Source organism: Bradyrhizobium sp. HKCCYLRH2060, from assembly GCF_051168135.1.
Lineage (GTDB): Bacteria > Pseudomonadota > Alphaproteobacteria > Rhizobiales > Xanthobacteraceae > Bradyrhizobium.
In genome coordinates, this window is record NZ_JBNPUK010000001.1 from 381324 (window position 1) to 399599 (window position 18276).

The 18276-nt window shown below is 66.5% G+C and carries 16 protein-coding genes; 15 read left to right on the forward strand and 1 reads right to left on the reverse strand.

Features of this window, described 5'->3' with window-relative positions:
• Position 1 precedes the first annotated feature (1 nt).
• From miaB to ACQR10_RS01645, 8 genes are all read left to right on the forward strand, one after another.
• Positions 2 to 1399, forward strand: a complete 1398-nt coding sequence (gene miaB, locus ACQR10_RS01610; protein WP_316215358.1) for a tRNA (N6-isopentenyl adenosine(37)-C2)-methylthiotransferase MiaB — start codon at positions 2 to 4, stop codon at positions 1397 to 1399.
• A gap of 64 nt (positions 1400 to 1463) precedes the next feature.
• Positions 1464 to 2441: a PhoH family protein gene (locus tag ACQR10_RS01615; RefSeq protein WP_316215359.1), complete on the forward strand. Its 978-nt coding sequence runs from the start codon at positions 1464 to 1466 to the stop codon at positions 2439 to 2441.
• Positions 2442 to 2503: 62 nt separating this feature from the next.
• Positions 2504 to 3013: an rRNA maturation RNase YbeY gene (gene ybeY, locus ACQR10_RS01620; RefSeq protein ID WP_315803925.1), complete on the forward strand. Its 510-nt coding sequence runs from the start codon at positions 2504 to 2506 to the stop codon at positions 3011 to 3013.
• A 2-nt stretch (positions 3014 to 3015) separates the two neighbouring features.
• Entirely contained in the window at positions 3016 to 4185 is a 1170-nt protein-coding gene (locus tag ACQR10_RS01625) for a hemolysin family protein (protein WP_315803926.1), read from the forward strand.
• The gene (gene lnt / locus ACQR10_RS01630; protein WP_316215360.1) at positions 4182 to 5792 is read left to right on the forward strand and encodes an apolipoprotein N-acyltransferase; all 1611 of its coding nucleotides are present in this window, start codon (positions 4182 to 4184) and stop codon (positions 5790 to 5792) included. The genes ACQR10_RS01625 and lnt overlap by 4 nt, the downstream gene beginning before the upstream one ends.
• Before the next feature lie 232 nt (positions 5793 to 6024).
• Complete coding sequence (locus tag ACQR10_RS01635) at positions 6025 to 6441, forward strand: helix-turn-helix domain-containing protein (protein ID WP_006615449.1); 417 nt, start codon at positions 6025 to 6027, stop codon at positions 6439 to 6441.
• Positions 6442 to 6764: 323 nt separating this feature from the next.
• Positions 6765 to 7892, forward strand: coding sequence for a M20 family metallopeptidase (locus ACQR10_RS01640; protein ID WP_316215361.1), 1128 nt, complete (start codon positions 6765 to 6767; stop codon positions 7890 to 7892).
• Positions 7889 to 8626, forward strand: coding sequence for a tRNA (guanine(46)-N(7))-methyltransferase TrmB (locus tag ACQR10_RS01645; protein ID WP_315803928.1), 738 nt, complete (start codon positions 7889 to 7891; stop codon positions 8624 to 8626). The genes ACQR10_RS01640 and ACQR10_RS01645 overlap by 4 nt, the downstream gene beginning before the upstream one ends.
• A 21-nt stretch (positions 8627 to 8647) precedes the next feature.
• Here the strand turns inward: ACQR10_RS01645 and ACQR10_RS01650 are convergent, their stop codons facing one another.
• On the reverse strand, positions 8648 to 9724 hold the full coding sequence (locus tag ACQR10_RS01650; RefSeq protein WP_316215362.1) for a DUF2336 domain-containing protein: 1077 nt from the start codon (positions 9722 to 9724) through the stop codon (positions 8648 to 8650).
• A 424-nt stretch (positions 9725 to 10148) separates the two neighbouring features.
• Between ACQR10_RS01650 and rimP the strand changes: the two genes are divergently transcribed.
• From rimP to rpsO, 7 genes are all read left to right on the forward strand, one after another.
• Positions 10149 to 10910: a ribosome maturation factor RimP gene (gene rimP / locus ACQR10_RS01655; RefSeq protein ID WP_316215363.1), complete on the forward strand. Its 762-nt coding sequence runs from the start codon at positions 10149 to 10151 to the stop codon at positions 10908 to 10910.
• Positions 10911 to 10924: 14 nt separating this feature from the next.
• On the forward strand, positions 10925 to 12547 hold the full coding sequence (nusA, locus tag ACQR10_RS01660) for a transcription termination factor NusA (protein ID WP_316215364.1): 1623 nt from the start codon (positions 10925 to 10927) through the stop codon (positions 12545 to 12547).
• A gap of 80 nt (positions 12548 to 12627) precedes the next feature.
• Positions 12628 to 13341 (forward strand): RNA-binding protein, encoded by a 714-nt coding sequence (locus ACQR10_RS01665; RefSeq protein ID WP_315803932.1) that lies wholly within the window; start codon positions 12628 to 12630, stop codon positions 13339 to 13341.
• A gap of 77 nt (positions 13342 to 13418) precedes the next feature.
• The gene (infB, locus tag ACQR10_RS01670) at positions 13419 to 16181 is read left to right on the forward strand and encodes a translation initiation factor IF-2 (RefSeq protein ID WP_315803933.1); all 2763 of its coding nucleotides are present in this window, start codon (positions 13419 to 13421) and stop codon (positions 16179 to 16181) included.
• Between the two features lie 163 nt (positions 16182 to 16344).
• Positions 16345 to 16761 carry a 30S ribosome-binding factor RbfA gene (gene rbfA, locus ACQR10_RS01675; RefSeq protein ID WP_315716923.1) on the forward strand — a complete coding sequence of 139 codons (417 nt, stop codon included), beginning with the start codon at positions 16345 to 16347 and terminating at the stop codon, positions 16759 to 16761.
• Positions 16761 to 17867: a tRNA pseudouridine(55) synthase TruB gene (truB, locus tag ACQR10_RS01680; protein WP_316215365.1), complete on the forward strand. Its 1107-nt coding sequence runs from the start codon at positions 16761 to 16763 to the stop codon at positions 17865 to 17867. Before rbfA ends, truB begins: the two co-directional genes overlap by 1 nt.
• Positions 17868 to 17869: 2 nt before the next feature.
• Entirely contained in the window at positions 17870 to 18139 is a 270-nt protein-coding gene (gene rpsO, locus ACQR10_RS01685) for a 30S ribosomal protein S15 (RefSeq protein WP_009025947.1), read from the forward strand.
• Positions 18140 to 18276 lie beyond the last annotated feature (137 nt).

Here is an 18276-nt window from a genome sequence, read left to right on the forward strand (position 1 = left end):
CATGACGCCGCCGCGCAAGCTGCACATCAAGTCCTATGGCTGCCAGATGAATGTCTACGATGCCCAGCGCATGGTGGACACGCTGGGGCCTGAGGGCTTCGTCGAGACCGCCGAGGCCAGCGACGCCGATCTCGTGATCCTCAACACCTGTCACATCCGCGAGAAGGCCTCCGAGAAGGTCTATTCGGAGCTCGGGCGGCTGCGGGTCGCCAAGGAGGACGCCGCGCGGGCCGGCCGGACGATGCAGATCGCCGTGGCCGGCTGCGTGGCGCAGGCGGAAGGCCAGGAGATCATCACCCGCGCCCCCACCGTCGACGTCGTGGTCGGGCCGCAGAGCTACCACCATCTGCCGCAGCTCCTGGCCCAGGCCCGCCGCGGCGAGCGGGCGATCGAGACCGAATTCCCGGCCGACGACAAGTTCGGCTTCCTGGCGAAGCCCAGCCGCGAGGCCATCCGCGCCCGCGGCGTCTCGGCCTTCGTCACCGTGCAGGAAGGCTGCGACAAGTTCTGCACCTTCTGCGTGGTGCCATATACACGCGGCAGCGAGATGTCGCGCGCGGTGGCGCGCATCGTCGACGACGTGGCGCAGCTCGCCGACAACGGCGTTCGCGAGATCACTTTGATCGGCCAGAACGTCAACGCCTATCACGGCGAAGGCCCCGACGGCCTGCCCTGGACGCTGGGTCGGCTGCTCTACAGGATTGCCGAGATTCCGGGCGTGGCGCGGATCCGCTACTCGACCAGCCATCCTAACGACGTCGACGACAGCCTGATCGCGGCGCATCGCGATCTCGCAGCGGTGATGCCGTTCGTGCATCTGCCGGTTCAGTCGGGATCCGACCGCATCCTGAGCGCCATGAACCGCAAACACACGGCGACCGATTATCGCAAAGTCGTCGACCGTTTCCGCGCCGTCCGTGACGACATTGCATTCTCTTCGGATTTCATCGTCGGGTTCCCGGGCGAGACCGAGGAAGATTTTCGCGCCACCCTCGCCCTGATCGACCAAATCGGCTACGCTGCGGCCTATTCGTTCAAGTATTCGCCGCGTCCGGGAACTCCGGCAGCGGACATGCCGGAGATGGTGTCAGCGACCGAGATGGACGAGCGATTGGAGCGCCTCCAGAGCTTGATCGACAGCCAGCAAGCAGCCTTCAACAAGGCCGCGATCGGCCAGGTCGTCGACGTGTTGTTCGAGCGGCCAGCGCGCAGGCCCGGGCAGCTCGTCGGACGGACCGCGTATCTGCAGCCGGCTCACGTCATGGCGTCCGACGACATCATCGGCCAGGTTCTGCCGGTGCGGATCGACAGTCTCGAACGCTACAGCCTGCTCGGCGAGCTCGTCACGGCCGCGCCGGCAGTGATCTCCCCCACGCCCCTCGTGTCCATCGGAGGCTGAGCACTTGCCCAAGAGCGCATCGGATTCGTCTTCCCTCGCTCCCAGCCGCAAGTACGACCGCGACATGTCCATGCCCCCCGAGACCCAGGTCGTCATCGATTTCGACGACAACCGCGCCGCATCCGCCCTGGTCGGCCCCTACGGCCAGAACCTGGCGCTGGTCGAACGACGCCTCGGCGTCGTCGTCGATTCCCGCGGCAACCACATCACCATCGGCGGCACCCGCGACGGCTGCGATGCCGCGCGGCGCGTGCTGGAATCGCTCTATGCGCAGGCCGTCAAGGGCCAGGATCTGGCGCAGGGCGACGTCGAGGGCGCGATCCGCGCCGTGGTCGCGCAGGGCTCGCTGTTCGAGTTCGACGCCAAGAACGCCAAGAACGCGTTCGAGAGCATCAACCTGCGCAAGCGTCCGGTGCGCGCCCGCACCGCCGCGCAGGATTCCTATATCCGCGCGCTGAAGCGCCACGAGCTGGTGTTCGGCATCGGTCCGGCCGGCACCGGCAAGACCTGGCTCGCGGTCGCGCATGCAGCGCAGCTGTTCGAGCGGAAGGAAGTCGACCGCATCATCCTCTCACGCCCGGCTGTCGAAGCCGGCGAGCGGCTCGGCTTCCTGCCTGGTGACCTCCGCGAGAAGGTCGATCCCTATCTGCGCCCGATCTACGACGCGCTGTACGATCTGATGGATGCGCGCATCGTCGAGCGTGCGCTGCAGGCCGGCGAGATCGAGATCGCGCCGCTCGCCTTCATGCGCGGGCGCACCTTGACCAATGCCGCGATCATTCTCGACGAGGCGCAGAACACGACATCGATGCAGATGAAGATGTTTCTCACGCGCCTGGGCGAGAACAGCCGCATGATCATCACCGGCGATCCCTCGCAGGTCGATCTGCCGAACGGCCAGACGTCGGGCCTCGCCGAGGCCGCGCGGCTGCTCGACGGCGTCGACGGGATCGCGCAGGTCAGGTTCACCGGCGAGGACGTCATTCGCCACGAATTGGTGGCGCGTATCGTCGCCGCCTATGAGAGCCCAAAGGCGCGCTGACCCCGAGAGCAAGCTCGCCGATCGGCGCGTGATCCAAGCGCCATCCGCACAGAACGACCAGGATGCCACAAAGTCCCATTCCAACCACCGAGGTGATCGTCGCCGCCGACTGCTGGCAGGACCAGCCCGACGCCGAGGACGTCATACATCGCGCCATCGTCGCCGCCGCCGAGACGGTCGACGCGGACGTCGGCGACGCCGAGATCGCGGTGATGCTGACGGACGACGACGGCATCCGCACCCTGAACAGCAATTGGCGCGGCATCGACAAGCCGACCAACGTGCTGTCGTTTCCGGCGCTGCAGCCGACCGGCCCGCGTGGCGACGACGACGCGCCGCGCATGCTGGGCGACATTGCCATCGCCTACGAGACGCTGCGGCGCGAAGCCGACGAGGAGCAGAAGCCGTTCGACCAGCACCTCAGCCATCTCGCGGTGCACGGCTTCCTGCACCTGATCGGCTACGATCACGAGACCGACGACGAGGCCGAGGAGATGGAGGCGCTCGAGCGCGAGATCCTGGCCCATCTCGGCATCCCCGATCCCTATGCCGACCGGGAGCGGACGAATTGATCATGGCCGACTCCGAACCCATTCACGACAATCCGCGCAACACGCGCAATCTTCCGGCCGTGGTGCCGGCATCCGAGCTCGGCCGCTCGCCGAGCGAGAACTGGCTTTTTCGCGCGCTGCGCAATCTGTTCGGATGGAAGGGCGGCGGATCGGTGCGCGACGACCTGCAGGTCGTGCTCGACGCCTCGACACCCGACGACATCGGCTTCTCCGCGGTCGAGCGCACGCTCCTGCGCAACATCCTCGATCTGCACGAGCGGCGGATCGCCGACGTGATGGTACATCGCGCCGACATCGTCGCGGTCAGGCGAGACATCACGCTCGGCGAGCTGATGAGCCTGTTCGAGAGTGCCTCGCATTCACGGCTCGTGGTCTACAACGACACGCTCGACGATCCCGAGGGCATGGTCCACATCCGCGACCTGCTCGCCTTCACCACCGCACAGGCGCGCGTCTCGGACGAGGTCAAGGCGCGGCGCAAGAAGCCGCTGCCGGCCGGGCTCGACCTGAAGGCAGTCGACCTCTCGATGCCGCTGTTCGAGGCCAACATCATACGCAAGCTGCTCTATGTGCCGCCATCGATGCGCGCGATCGATCTGCTGGCGCAGATGCAGGCCTCGCGCATCCATCTGGCGCTGGTGGTCGACGAATATGGCGGCACGGACGGACTGGTCTCGATCGAGGACATCGTCGAGCAGATCGTCGGCGAGATCGACGACGAGCACGACAGCGACGAGCCGCCGGCGATCGTGCGGCAGGCCGACAACGCCTTCATCGCGGACGCCCGCGCCAGCCTCGACGACGTCCGCCGGGTGATCGGCGAGGAGTTCGTGACGGGCGAGGCCGGCGAGGGCGTGGAGACGCTCGGCGGCTATCTCGTCAACCATGTCGGCCGGCTGCCGGTGCGCGGCGAACTGATCTCCGGCCCCGGCAATTTCGAGGTCGAGGTGCTCGATGCCGATCCGCGCCGGGTCAAGCGGCTGCGCATCGCGCCGCGCAAGGAACGCCCCACGCCCCGCCCGCCGCGCGAAAGCCGGCGTCGAGACGTTGCGCCGGAAGTGACCCCGCCGGACACGGACGTCCCGGCCGAGCCGCCGCCGGCAGAGGCCGGCCCTGCGCCGGTCCATGACGATAGCAGCCCGCCAAGGGGCGACGGAGCCAGCTCACAGTGATCCGCCCATCGACGATTCGCGGCCTCGCCATCGGCGTTGTCCTGGCCTGGGGCTGGAAGCGTGCGGCGATCGCGCTCGCTGCCGGCGCGCTCTCCTCGCTGGCGATGGCCCCGTTCAACGCCTGGCCGGTGCTCGCGATCACCTTCCCGGTGCTGGTCTGGCTGATCGACGGCGCCGCGGCGGGACGGCGGCGCGGCATCCCGGCTGCCGCCTTCACCGGCTTCTGCTTCGGCATGGGCTATTTCGTGCCCGGCCTGTACTGGATCGGCAACGCGTTCCTGGTCGATGCCGACACCTTCGCCTGGCTGATGCCGTTCGCCGTGCTGGGCCTGCCGGCCTATCTCGCGCTGTTTCCGGCGCTGGGCTTCGCGTTGGCCCGGCTGATCTGGACGCGTGATGCAACCCGCATCCTGGCGCTCGCCGTCTGCCTGACCGCGAGCGAATGGCTGCGCGGCCACGCGCTGACCGGCTTCCCCTGGGACACGTTCGGCTATGCCCTGTCGCAGCCGCTCGCGCTGGCGCAGGCGGGCTCGCTGATCGGGATCTGGGGCATGACGCTCCTGACGATCGCGATCTTCGCCAGCCCCGCAGTGCTGATCGACGGCAAGACCTGGCGTGAGCGCTGGCGGGCGCCGGCCGCGGCCGCCGCCCTGCTCGTGATGATGGGCGTGTTCGGCGTCATCCGGCTCGGGCTGCATCCGACCGCCTTCGTCGCCGACCTCAAGCTGCGGATCATGCAGCCGAACCTGCAGCAGGACGTGAAGTTCAACTATGGCGCCAAGGCGGACGTCATGCGCCGCTATCTGGCGCTGTCGGACCGGGCCTCCGGCCCCAACGCCACCGGTGTCCGGGACGCCAACGTCCTGATCTGGCCGGAATCGGCGTTCCCGTTCTTCCTGACCCGCGAGGCGGACGCGATGGGCCAGATCGCCGACCTGCTGTCACCGGGCACGGTGCTGATCACCGGTTCGGTCCGCGCCCCTGACGCGCCTCGCAACACCCCCATCACCCGGGCCTACAATTCGATCTACGTGATCGATCACGACGGCACCGTGCTGTCGGTCTACGACAAGCTCCATCTGGTCCCATTCGGCGAGTTCCTGCCGTTCCAGACTCTGCTGGAGCGGATCGGGCTCGAGCAGCTCACGCGGGTGCAGGGCGGCTTCATCCCTGGCACGGTGCGACGCAACCTGGACGTGCCGCACGCCCCGCGTGTGCTTCCCTTGATCTGCTACGAGGCGATCTTTCCGAGCGACAGCGTGCCGAGCGAAGAACGACCGGGCTGGATCGTCAACCTGACGAACGATGGCTGGTTCGGCATTTCGACCGGTCCTCATCAGCATCTGCAGCAGGCGCAGTGGCGCGCGATCGAGCAAGGACTTCCATTAGTTCGATCTGCGAACACCGGCATCTCCGCAGTGATCGATCCGGTCGGCCGTATCGTTAAGCAATTGCCTCTCGGCGCAGAGGGCGTGCTGGATTCCGCGCTGCCTGTTGCGTTGCAGCCGACCGTCTATGCAAGGCTCGGCGACATTCCGGTTGCGATCCTGTTAGTGATCGCCCTGAGCACCGTCGTTCGCAGACGTGTTGCTCAAAAGCTTCCCTGACGACAGCAAGATCTCGATTCTTTCCGGGTCAGTAAGATTTTTTTTGACAAGCAAAACCCCAAGTGTTGACAGATAGCTGCTGCAATTCGCATTCTCGCGCGGCAGCATGAGCCGTCCAGTTCGTTGCTCGGCCGTCTTCGTTAGTACGACATGCGAACATAAATTGACGGTGCGAGCGCCTGAGGCATACTGCGACCGCCTCGTTCCGAGGCCCATTCTGAGGAGTTGAGAGATGTCGACGAAAGCGCCCAACCCTGTTGACAAGCATGTCGGCAGCCGGGTGCGGATGCGCCGTATCATGTTGGGCATGAGCCAGGAAAAACTTGGTGAGGCTCTCGGACTCACGTTCCAGCAGATACAGAAGTACGAAAAAGGCACCAATCGAGTCGGCGCCAGCCGGATTCAGCAGATCTCGGAGGTTCTGCAGGTCCCGGTCTCCTTCCTGTTCGAAGGGGTCCCGAGTGGCGGGACCAACGGTGAAGCTTTCGGCGAAGGCGCTTCGCCCGCCTATGTGTCTGATTTCCTGGCGACCTCCGAAGGACTGGCGTTGACCCGCGCATTCACGCGGATCCACGATTCGAAGCTCCGTCGCAGCATCGTCGACCTGGTCGAGCAGATCGCTGATCGCGAAGCTCCGGAAGAAGGCTAGCTGATGCGCCGGCGCTGACATTCCTATCGTGATCACTCTCATAGGAATGTCAGCGCCCTCGGGGGGCCATCAGCGGGGCACGTTTGCGGACGACGCGCTGGGCACGCTGCGTTCCGACAGACGAATGAGCCGATAGACAGGTTGGATCACGACCAATAGAGCGCGATGGCTCCCCTTCGGGAAAGGCTATCGCGCTCTAAATCTTTTTATGCACATGTGGCCTGGAACTCCGGCGTCCCGGCCGCCAGCCCGCCCTGCCACGCGCCAGTGCGCCCAACCGCCTGCTACCACTTCGTAACCATCGAGAACGATTTACAAAGCTCATGATAACCAGCAGCCCGTTCGATAGTCGCACAATCCTCGAAGGCATCCGCCAATGGGTCGAGATCGAGACCCCGACCGAGGCGCCTGATCAGGTCAACAAGCTGGCTTCCCTGGTCGCGGGTGGCTATCGCGGGCTCGATGCCACGATCGAACGGATCGCCGGACGCGACGGCTGCGGCGACCACCTCGTCGCACGGTCGTCGTGGGGACAGGACGAGCCTGGCATCCTGGTCCTGAGCCATCTCGACACGGTGCATCCGATCGGGTTCATCGCGCGGCTGCCGTTCTCGGTCGACGGCGACGTCGCGTACGGTCCGGGGATCTACGACATGAAGGGCGGCGCGTATCTCGCCTTTCACGCCTTTCGTCAGCTCTGCGAAGACGGTCAAAAATCGCCGCTCGGCATTACTCATTTGTTCGTCTCGGATGAAGAAATCGGCAGCCCGACCTCGCGTGCGCTGATCGAGGAGGAAGGCCGCAAGGCCAAATACGTTCTCGTCACCGAGCCCGCCCGTGACGGCGGCAAGATCGTGACCGGACGCAAGGGCGTGGCGCGGTTCGACGTGACGATCCGCGGCGTGCCCGCGCATGCCGGCGCGCGTCCACAGGATGGACGCAGTGCGATCCGCGAACTCGCCAACGTCATTCACGCCCTCGAGGCGCTCAACGACCCCGCCCGCGGCATCACCGTGAATGTCGGCGTCGTGCGCGGCGGAACACGTCCGAACGTGATCGCCGAGGAAGCTTATGCCGAGGTCGACGCACGGCTGCCGACGCCTGCCGATGCCGAGGAAATCCTGCCCAAGATCCTGGGGCTGACCTCGCGCAGCGATGGCGTCACGGTCGAAGTGAGCGGCGAGGTGAACCGGCCGCCTTACGTCAAGGGCAACGCCGGCGCCGCCCTGTTCGAGCATGCGAAATCGCTCGCCGACGAAATCGGCTTCGAGCTGATCGACACCTATACCGGCGGCGGTTCCGACGGCAATTTCACCGCACCGTTCACGGCGACGCTCGATGGGCTCGGCGTCGATGGCAAGGGCGCGCATACGCATTACGAGCAGATGTACATCTCCTCGATCGAGCCGCGGACAAGGCTGCTCTACCGCCTCTATGAAACGCTGCGATGAGCACCGCAATCAACATGCCCGTCGACGACGACAATCACACCGACACCGCGGCCCTGCATGGTCAGGGCTCGTTCTTCGGCCGGCGCAAGGGCCACAAGCTGCGGGCGCATCAGGCCGACCTGGTCGGCAACCTGCTGCCGCATCTCGCGCTCGATCTCGCCGCTCCCGCGGATGCCGTGCTGCCCACGCTGTACGATCCGCCGGTCGACGCGCTGCGGCTGGAGATCGGGTTTGGCGGTGGCGAGCATCTTGCCGCCGAAGCAAAGGCGTTTCCGACCACCGGCTTCATCGGCTGTGAGCCCTATGTCAACGGCATGGCCAAGATCCTGTCGGCGATCGAGGCCGACAACATCGGCAATATCAGGCTGCTGGCCGGCGACGCCGCCGAACTGCTGGCCTGGCTGCCGCCGCGATCGCTGCAGCGGATCGACCTGATCCATCCCGATCCCTGGCCGAAGCGGCGGCACTGGAAGCGGCGTTTCGTGCAGGATGCGACGATCGCCGCGATGGCGCGCGCTCTCGAGCCCGGCGGCGAGTTCCGCTTCGTCAGCGACATCGCCGACTATTGCGCCTGGACGCTGTGGCATCTGCTCCGGTCGCCCGAGTTCGCCTGGACGGCCGAGCGCGCCGACGACTGGCGTCTGCCCTGGCCGGGCTACACCATGACGCGCTACGGACGGAAGGCGACGCGCGAAGGCCGCGTCGCCAACTACCTGATCTTCCGCCGGCGCTGACCACTGCGCCGTGGGCGTCATTCAATGCCGTGTCTTCCAGAACGCGACGACCCGCTCGGCGGTCGATGGCAGCAGGCGCGCGTAGTTGACCCTGATCGCGTCGATGTCGCGCTGCGCCGGCACGCGTTTCGGTCCGAGGCGCAGCAGGATCAGTGTGTGCACGGTGCGCCAATCGAGCCCGATCATGCGCCCCAGGATCAGAAGCGGATCGTGACGATCGCCCGACATGAGCCGGTCGAGCGTCGCGATCTTCAATCCCGTCATTGCGGCGAGCGCCGCGATGACCTCCTCGTATTTGTGCTCGGATGCGAAGCCGAACAGCGCCGACTGGTCCAAGGCACCGGCTTCATACAGCGACAGGATGGTCCGCTGCGCCGGCACGAAATTGCGCGTGCTGTCTGTTGCCTGTGCCGCATCGGCGAGCTCGGCGAGGGCCTGCTTGATCCTCGCCTGCTTGTCCGGCGGCACCACATCGAACAGCCGCCGCCTGACGACATCGAGCGCACCGGCCAGCAATTGTCGCAGATGATCGTCGGAAACATCGTCGCGCCGGCCGACCGTGAGCGTCAACACGCCGTCTGAACTCGCGCGGTGGATCAGCGCGGCATAGCCGCGCGGGGAAAACGCGGCGCCATCATTGGCAGCGGTCCGCCGCACCACGTCGCGATCACCACGGCGCACCAGCACATCGGTCATATCGGCCGACAGGCGCGTCCGCTCTGCCATCGCGAGCAGATGTCCCTGGCTCTTGTCGCGCGCAATGGCGATGAGCACGGGATCGTCGAGCACGAGCGAACGGCGCAACAGCGGACCCGCCACCGCAACCTCGTCGTCGCGCGCCAGCCGGCTGACGACGGCACGGGGCGCCCTGAGGAGCCGCGACAACCGCTCCGCCAGATCGATCCGCGTCGGCAGATCCGCGAACGGGATCAGATCGATCAGGAGACCGTCGAACAGATTGATGTGCTCGGGACGCAGCTTCGTCGCATCCTCGAAGAACAGGTCGGCGATGCGGCGCGTGGCCTCGAGGCCGCGTTCAGCATTGCCCTGCCTGACGATCCGGCCGAGGCCGGGGATCAGCGCGGTTGCCGGGGTCATGACGTCTACTCGATACGCAACACGACACGTTTCCGTGCGCTCCGCTCCGTGCGGCACGACTACGGAGGCGAAAAGCGCGAACTCAGCTCATTTTTAAGCGATCTTGGTGAATGGAGGGTTAGACCCCGCGGCATTCGGCCGTTCCCGGTCGGGGAAAACGATCCGATCCGCACTCCTGGCGCGGAGCAGATTCCCAGTTCCAGGCGCCGTTTGAGCCGACACGACCCTTGCCGCCAGGCGGCAAAGCGGCTATATGAGCGCCATCAAACATCATCTCATATACGATCGCGTAGTGAGGGTGGGCCCTTCCGGACCCGCTCTTTTTTGTTACCTGGATCGCTCCGCCACGGGCGGGATCGGTCCGGTGAGCGCGATCGAACAGGCCCGACGGCCCAACCAAGCAAGACACGCGATCGACGCCTCGATGACGGAACCTACGTTCGCAACCGCTGACACCGACCTCCTGACCGAGCCCCGTCTCGTCGTCGAGCCGGGCGTCGCGGCGCGCGTCGCGGCGGTGGCTGACCCCGTGCTGCAGGGAATGGGGTACCGCCTGGTGCGGATCCGCATCTCCGGCGAGGCCGGCTGCACCGTCCAGGTGATGGCCGAGCGCCCCGACGGCACGATGCAGATCGAGGATTGCGAGTCGGTGTCGCGTGCGCTGTCGCCGGTGCTGGATATCGCCGACCCGATCGACCGTGCCTACCGGCTCGAGATCTCCTCCCCGGGCATCGACCGGCCGCTGGTTCGCCGCTCCGATTTCGAGCGCCATATCGGGCATCTCGTGAAGATCGAGATGGCGGTGGCGCATCAGAACCGCAAACGCTTCCGCGGCATCATCAAGGGCGTCGAAGGTGACGGCGTCCGCATCACCCGCGACGACGTCGCCAAGGACCAGGATGCCGATGTCGTGCTGCCGATGACCGACATCGGCGACGCCAAGATGGTGCTGACCGACGAGCTGATCGCCGAATCCATGCGCCGCGGCAAGGCCGCCGAGCGTGAGAAGAAGCGCGAGCTTGGCATCGCACCGCCGCTGGCGCCGCACGCCAAGCCGGCGGCCCAGGCCAAGCCGAAGCCGAAGTTGAAAGACAAGCAGCCGGCCAAGAAGCCGCTGCCGACCAACACCAAGAAACATCGCCTCGCTGCCGACCGCGCGCGCAGGGGCGAGATCGATCCTGACTAGAGGAGACTTGAGCCATGGCCGTCAGCGCCAACCGGTTGGAACTGCTGCAGATCGCCGACGCCGTCGCGCGCGAGAAGTCGATCGACCGCGGCATCGTGATCGCCGCGATGGAAGACGCGATCGCCAAGGCCGCCCGCGCCCGCTACGGCAGCGAGACCGACGTTCATGCCGAGATCGATCCGAAGAAGGGTGAGCTGCGGCTGTCGCGCCACATGCTGGTGGTCGAGAAGGTCGAGAACCCCTCCAACCAGATCTCGCTGGATGATGCGCGCCGCGCCAACCCGGGCGCCCAGATCGGCGACACCATCGCGGACACCCTGCCGCCGCTGGAATATGGCCGCATCGCCGCGCAATCGGCCAAGCAGGTCATCGTGCAGAAGGTGCGCGAGGCGGAGCGCGACCGGCAGTACCAGGAGTTCAAGGACCGCATCGGCGACATCGTCAACGGCGTCGTCAAGCGCGTCGAGTATGGCAGCGTGATCCTCGACCTCGGCCGCGGCGAGGCCATCATCCGCCGTGACGAGATGCTGCCGCGCGAGGTCTTCCGCAACGGCGACCGCGTCCGCGCCTATGTTTTCGACGTCCGCCGCGAGACCCGGGGACCGCAGATCTTCCTGTCGCGCACCCATCCGCAGTTCATGGCCAAGCTGTTCGCGCAGGAGGTGCCGGAGATCTATGACGGCATCGTCGAGATCAAGGCGGTCGCTCGCGACCCCGGCTCGCGCGCCAAGATCGGCGTTGTCTCCCGCGACTCCTCGGTCGACCCCGTCGGCGCCTGCGTCGGCATGCGCGGCTCGCGCGTGCAGGCCGTGGTGAACGAGCTGCAGGGCGAGAAGATCGACATCATCCCGTGGTCGCCTGACATCGCGACCTTCGTGGTCAACGCGCTGGCGCCGGCCGAAGTCGCCAAGGTCGTCATCGACGAGGACCGCGAGCGCATCGAGGTGGTCGTCCCCGACACCAACAACCAGCTCTCGCTGGCGATCGGCCGCCGCGGCCAGAACGTCCGGCTCGCCTCGCAGCTGACCGGCTGGGACATCGACATCCTGACCGAGCAGGAGGAATCGGAGCGCCGCCAGGCCGACTTCGAGAATTCCACCCGCGTGTTCATGGAATCGCTGAACGTCGACGAGGTTGTCGGCCAGTTGCTGGCGTCCGAAGGCTTCACCTCGGTCGAGGAGCTCGCTTTGGTCGACCTCAAGGATCTCGCCGGCATCGAGGGCTTCGACGAGGAGACCGCGACCGAGCTGCAGACCCGCGCCCGCGAATTCCTCGAGCAGCAGGAAGCCGAGCTCGAGGCCAGGCGCAAGGAGCTCGGCGTCGAGGACGCGGTGAAGGACGTGCCCGGCGTCACCACCAAGATGCTGGTCAAGTTCGGCGAGAACGACATCAAGACGGTCGAGGACCTCGCGGGCTGCGCCACCGACGATCTGGTCGGCTGGACTGAGCGCAAGGAGGGGGGCGAAGCCACCAAATTCCCCGGTTTCCTCGACGGTCTCGATGTCTCCCGCGATGACGCCGAAGCCATGGTCATGCAGGCCCGCGTCAAGGCCGGCTGGATCAGTGAGGCTGACCTCGCCAAGGCCGAAACCGAGCCCGAGAATGAGGACGAAACGACCGAAGGACAGCCCGCCTGACCCGTTTGGCTCGCCCCATGGACACCGCAATGACCCCCACCCTGACCCAGCTCGCTTGAGATGAGGAGCCGCATCACCGCATGCTCGCTTTGGCCGACCCCGAGCTCGACAATGGACCGCGGACCGAGAAGTCCGCGACCATGCGCATGTGCGCGGTCAGCCGCGAAGTGCGGCCGATCGGCGAGCTGATCCGCTTCGTCGTCGGCCCGTCGGGTGAGGTCGTGCCCGACATCAAGCGCAAGCTGCCGGGGCGGGGCTTGTGGATCACCGCCTCGCGCCAGGCGGTTGCGGAGGCGGTGCGGCGTCACCATTTCAGCCGAGGCTTCAAGACCAACGTCCGCGTCCCGCCTACCCTTCCCGAAGACCTGGAAGCCTTGCTGGCCCGCAGCGCGATCGAAGCGCTGGGGATTGCCGCCAAGGCGGGCGAGGTCGTCTCCGGTTTCTCCAAGGTGGAAGCGGCGCTGTCGCAGCGGCAGTCACGGTCGACCTTGGCAGCCCTCGTCCATGCTGCGGACGGTGCAGCCGACGGGATCCGCAAGCTCGACGCGCTGGTGCGGCCGAACGCCGAGGGTCAGGGCCAAGCCCCGACAATTCCGATCATCTGCTGTCTCACTTCGGCAGAATTGGATTTGGCACTTGGGCGCTCAAATGTGATACATGCTGCCGTGCTCGCAGGCCCGGCGAGCAGGACATTCCTGTCGCGCAGCCAGACACTGGTCCGATACCGGTCGGCCGACGCTGACAAGATTGCCGGAACCGCGGCCACGAAATCTGCTTCGACTTCGAAGACATAGCGACGAATACGCGACGATTGCACGAATGGGACGGTGCGGCAGACCCGCACGCAGGTAAACGAGATTAGGACGACTGAATGGCCGACAACAACACTCCGGGCGACAAGAAACTGAGTGTCCCGACCAAGACCTTGACGCTGAAGCCGCGCGTCGAGACTGGCACGGTGCGCCAGAGCTTCCCACATGGCCGGAGCAAGCAGGTGGTGGTCGAGAAGCGCGGCACCAAGCGCCGTGTCGGCGATGGGGCGCCCGATGCGCCGCACGCGCCGGAGCCGACCGTCGCCAAGGCGCCGACGCCGCCGCCGGCGAGCAACCGCCCGTCCGGGCCGCGGTCGTCCGGTCCACAGCGCAGCGGCTCCGGCGTCGTGCTCCGCACCCTGACAGAGGACGAGCGCTCGGCGCGCGCCAGCGCGCTGGCCGACGCCCGCGTGCGCGACATCGAGGAACGCCGCCAGGCCGAAGAGGAAGCCCGCCGCCGCGCCGAGCGCGAAGCCGCCGAACGCGCCGAGCGCGAGGCTGCCGAGGCGCGCCGCAAGGCCGAGGAAGAGCGGCACCGTCACGAAGAGGAAGCCAAGCGCAAGGCCGAGCTCGAGGCCAAGAAGCGGTTCGGTGAAGGCGAGGCGCCCCGTCCGGCGACATCCGCGCCGCAGCCCGCCGCCACCGCACCGGCCCGCTCGACGCCCGCCCCCGGCAGGCCCGTCGGCGCACCGGGCAGCCGGCCGCAGCAGATCGGTGGTCCGAGCTCGCGGCCCGGCGGCGCCCAGCCGGCGGGCGCCCGCCCGGCCGGCGCCCGTCCTGCCGCAGGCGGCCCGCTCGGCCGCGCGCCGGCGGCGGTTGCCGCCGGTCCCGACGAGGATGAGGGTCCGCGCCAGATCCGCAGGGGGCCCGGCGGAGCCGCACGTCCCGCGCCGCCGCCGAAGACCACGCACAAGCCGGGTCCGCAGAAGCAGCGCGGCCGCTTGACGGTGGTCACGGCGCTCACGGCCGACGATGTGCGCGAGCGCTCGATCGCGTCGTTCCGCCGCCGCACGCAGCGCCTGAAGGGCCATGCCGCCAACGAGCAGAAGGAGAAGCTCGTCCGCGAGGTGACGATTCCGGAAGCCATCACCATCCAGGAGCTGGCGAACCGCATGTCGGAGCGCGCGGTCGACGTGATCCGTCTGCTGATGCGCCAGGGCGCGATGCACAAGATCACCGACGTGATCGATGCCGACACCGCGCAGCTGATCGCGGAAGAACTCGGCCACACCGTCAAGCGCGTCGCCGCCTCGGACGTGGAAGAGGGCCTGTTCGACGTCGTCGACGATTCGACCGACACCGAGCCGCGCTCGCCGGTCGTCACCGTCATGGGCCACGTCGACCACGGCAAGACCTCGCTGCTCGACGCGCTGCGCCACGCCAATGTGGTCTCGGGTGAAGCCGGCGGCATCACCCAGCACATCGGCGCCTATCAGGTCACCGCGCCGGACTCCGGCAAGAAGATCACCTTCATCGACACGCCCGGCCACGCCGCGTTCACCGCGATGCGCGCCCGCGGCGCCAAGGTCACCGACATCGTCGTGCTGGTGGTCGCGGCCGATGACGGCGTCATGCCGCAGACGATCGAGGCGATCAACCACGCCAAGGCGGCGAAGGTGCCGATGATCGTGGCGATCAACAAGATCGACAAGCCCGACGCCCGTCCCGAGCGCGTCCGCACCGAGCTGCTGCAGCACGAGGTGCAGGTCGAATCGCTGGGCGGCGAGGTCGTCGACGTCGAGGTGTCCGCCAAGAACAAGACCAATCTCGATCGTCTGCTGGAGATGATCGCGCTGCAGGCCGACATCCTCGACCTCAAGACCAATTCGGATCGCCCGGCCGAAGGCACCGTGATCGAAGCCAAGCTCGATCGCGGCCGTGGTCCGGTCGCCACCGTGCTGGTCCAGCGCGGCACCTTGCGGGTCGGCGACATCATCGTCGCCGGCGCCGAGATGGGTCGCGTCCGCGCGCTGATCTCGGACCAGGGCGAGACGTTGCAGGAGGCAGGCCCGTCGGTGCCGGTCGAGGTGCTCGGCTTCAACGGTCCGCCGGAAGCTGGCGATCGTCTCGCCGTCGTCGAGAACGAAGCCCGCGCCCGCCAGGTCACCAGCTACCGCGCGCACCAGAAGCGCGAGAACGCGGCAGCCTCGATCTCCGGCATGCGCGGTTCGCTCGAGCAGATGATGTCGCAATTGAAGACTGTGGGCCGCAAGGAATTCCCGCTGATCATCAAGGCCGACGTGCAGGGCTCGCTGGAAGCGATTCTCGGCTCGCTGGAGAAGCTCGGCACCGAGGAGGTCGCCGCCCGCATCCTGCATGCCGGCGTCGGCGGCATCAGCGAGTCCGACGTCACGCTGGCCGAAGGCTTCAACGCCGCGATCATCGGCTTCTCGGTGCGAGCCAACAAGGAAGCGGCCGCGCTCGCCAAGCGCAACGGCATCGAGATCCGCTACTACAACATCATCTACGACCTCGTAGATGACGTGAAGAAGGCGATGAGCGGTCTGCTTGCGCCGACGCTGCGCGAGACCATGCTCGGCAATGCGCAGATCCTCGAGGTGTTCAACATCTCCAAGGTCGGCAAGGTCGCCGGCTGCCGCGTCACCGACGGCACTGTCGAACGCGGCGCCAATGTCCGCCTGATCCGCGACAACGTCGTGGTTCACGAGGGCAAGCTGTCGACGCTGAAGCGCTTCAAGGACGAAGTGAAGGAAGTGCAGGCCGGCCAGGAATGCGGCATGGCCTTCGAGAGCTACGGCGACATGCGTGTCGGCGACGTCATCGAGTGTTATCGCGTGGAGACCATCCAGCGCTCGCTGTAAGTCCGAATCCTACAGAGCGCGCTGCAGTTCGAGTGAGCAGCGATTCCGTGCAGATGCGGAATCGCTGCGCCTCTTGAACTTAACGAAGCGTCGTTGAACTCAATCAGAATGATCCTCTCGCCCGCGTCAGCGCCGGGCGACGATCCATTGGATTTTTTGAAAAATGCCTCGCCATCACCAGAGGGGAAGCGCCGCTTCCGGCGGCTCGCAGCGTCAGTTGCGCGTGGCTGAGACCGTGCGTCACGCTGTCGCCGACATTCTCAGCCACGGTGACGTGCACGATCCGGACCTGGAGGGACACATCATTACGGTGCCCGAAGTCCGCATGTCGCCCGACCTGAAGCTCGCCACGATCTACATCATGCCGCTCGGCGGACAGGATACGGACGTCGTGCTCACGGCGCTGGAGCGCAACAAGAAGTTCCTGCGCGGCGACATCGCGCGGCGCGTTAACCTGAAATTTGCACCTGACATCCGCTTCCGGGTCGACGAGCGATTCGACGAAGCGGAACGGATCGAGAAATTACTGCGAACACCCGCGGTGCAGAGAGACCTCAATTCGGATTCGGAAGAGAGCTGATGACCATTCCCCCCGAAACCGGCACTGTCGACGCGCCGAGCGCTGAACCGACCGCGGCCAAGGCGATCCATTCCGCCGACGGGCGCCCGGTGCGCGACAACAATGATCCGCGCAACAAGCAGCGCCAAGGAAACGGTCAGGGCAACCAGCCGCGCCGCGATCGTCGCGACGTCCATGGCTGGGTCGTGCTCGACAAGCCGATCGGCATGACCTCGACCCAGGCCGTGGCGGTGGTGAAGCGCCTGTTCCAGGCCAAGCGCGCCGGTCATGCCGGCACGCTCGATCCGCTCGCCTCCGGCGGCCTGCCGATCGCGCTGGGCGAAGCCACCAAGACGGTTCCCTTCGTGATGGACGGCCGCAAGCGCTACCGCTTCACCGTGACCTGGGGCGAGGAGCGCGATACCGACGACACCGAAGGACGGGTCGTCGAGACCAGCGACAGCCGGCCGGATGCCGCGGCGATCCGGGCGCTGCTGCCGCAATTTACCGGCCGGATCGAGCAGACGCCGCCGCGCTATTCCGCGATCAAGGTCCAGGGCGAGCGCGCCTATGATCTCGCCCGCGACGGCGAGGTCGTCGAGCTCCAGCCGCGCCCGGTCGAGATCCATGAACTGACCCTCGTCGACCAGCCCGATCCCGACCATTCGGTCTTCGAGGCGGAATGCGGCAAGGGAACCTATGTCCGGGCGCTGGCCCGCGACATGGGCCGCCTCCTCGGCTGTTACGGCCATATCAGCGCGCTCCGGCGGACCCTGGTGGGTCCGTTTACCGAGAACGACATGATTCCGCTGGAACAGTTGGAGGCTTTGTGCAATAGAGCCGCGTCCGGTGAGGGAAGCCTCGCCGACGCACTCTTGCCCGTTGAGACCGCGCTGGACGACATCCCGGCACTGGCCGTCACTCGGGCTGATGCGGCAAGGCTCCATCGGGGCCAGGCCGTTTTGTTGCGCGGACGGGATGCGCCCAATACTAGCGGCACAGTCTATGTCACGGTCGCAGGCCGCCTTCTGGCGCTTGCCGAAATTGGCAATGGCGAACTCATCCCCAAGCGCGTGTTCAACCTGACCGGACTGACTGCCAGCTCCGGTCGCAACGAAAGAGACTGACGATGTCGGTGACCGCAGAGCGCAAGGCGGAAATCATCAAGGCGAACGCCACCAAGGCCGGTGATACCGGTTCTCCCGAGGTGCAGGTTGCGATCCTGTCGGAACGCATCAACAACCTGACCAGCCATTTCAAGACCCACGGCAAGGACAACCACTCCCGCCGCGGCCTCCTGAAGCTGGTGTCGACCCGCCGTTCGCTGCTGGACTATCTGAAGAAGAACGACGAGGCGCGCTACAAGGCGCTGCTCGAGAAGCACAACATTCGTCGTTGAGCTTCGCGTTGGAATGGGCGCGCGCGTCATTGCGCGCGTTGACGACATGATCCTGAGGACGCCGCACGCGCGGCGTTCGCTCATCCGGGATCATGCGGTCTGGCCGGATCTGGAAAGAAGCGGATACGCTCTTCGAC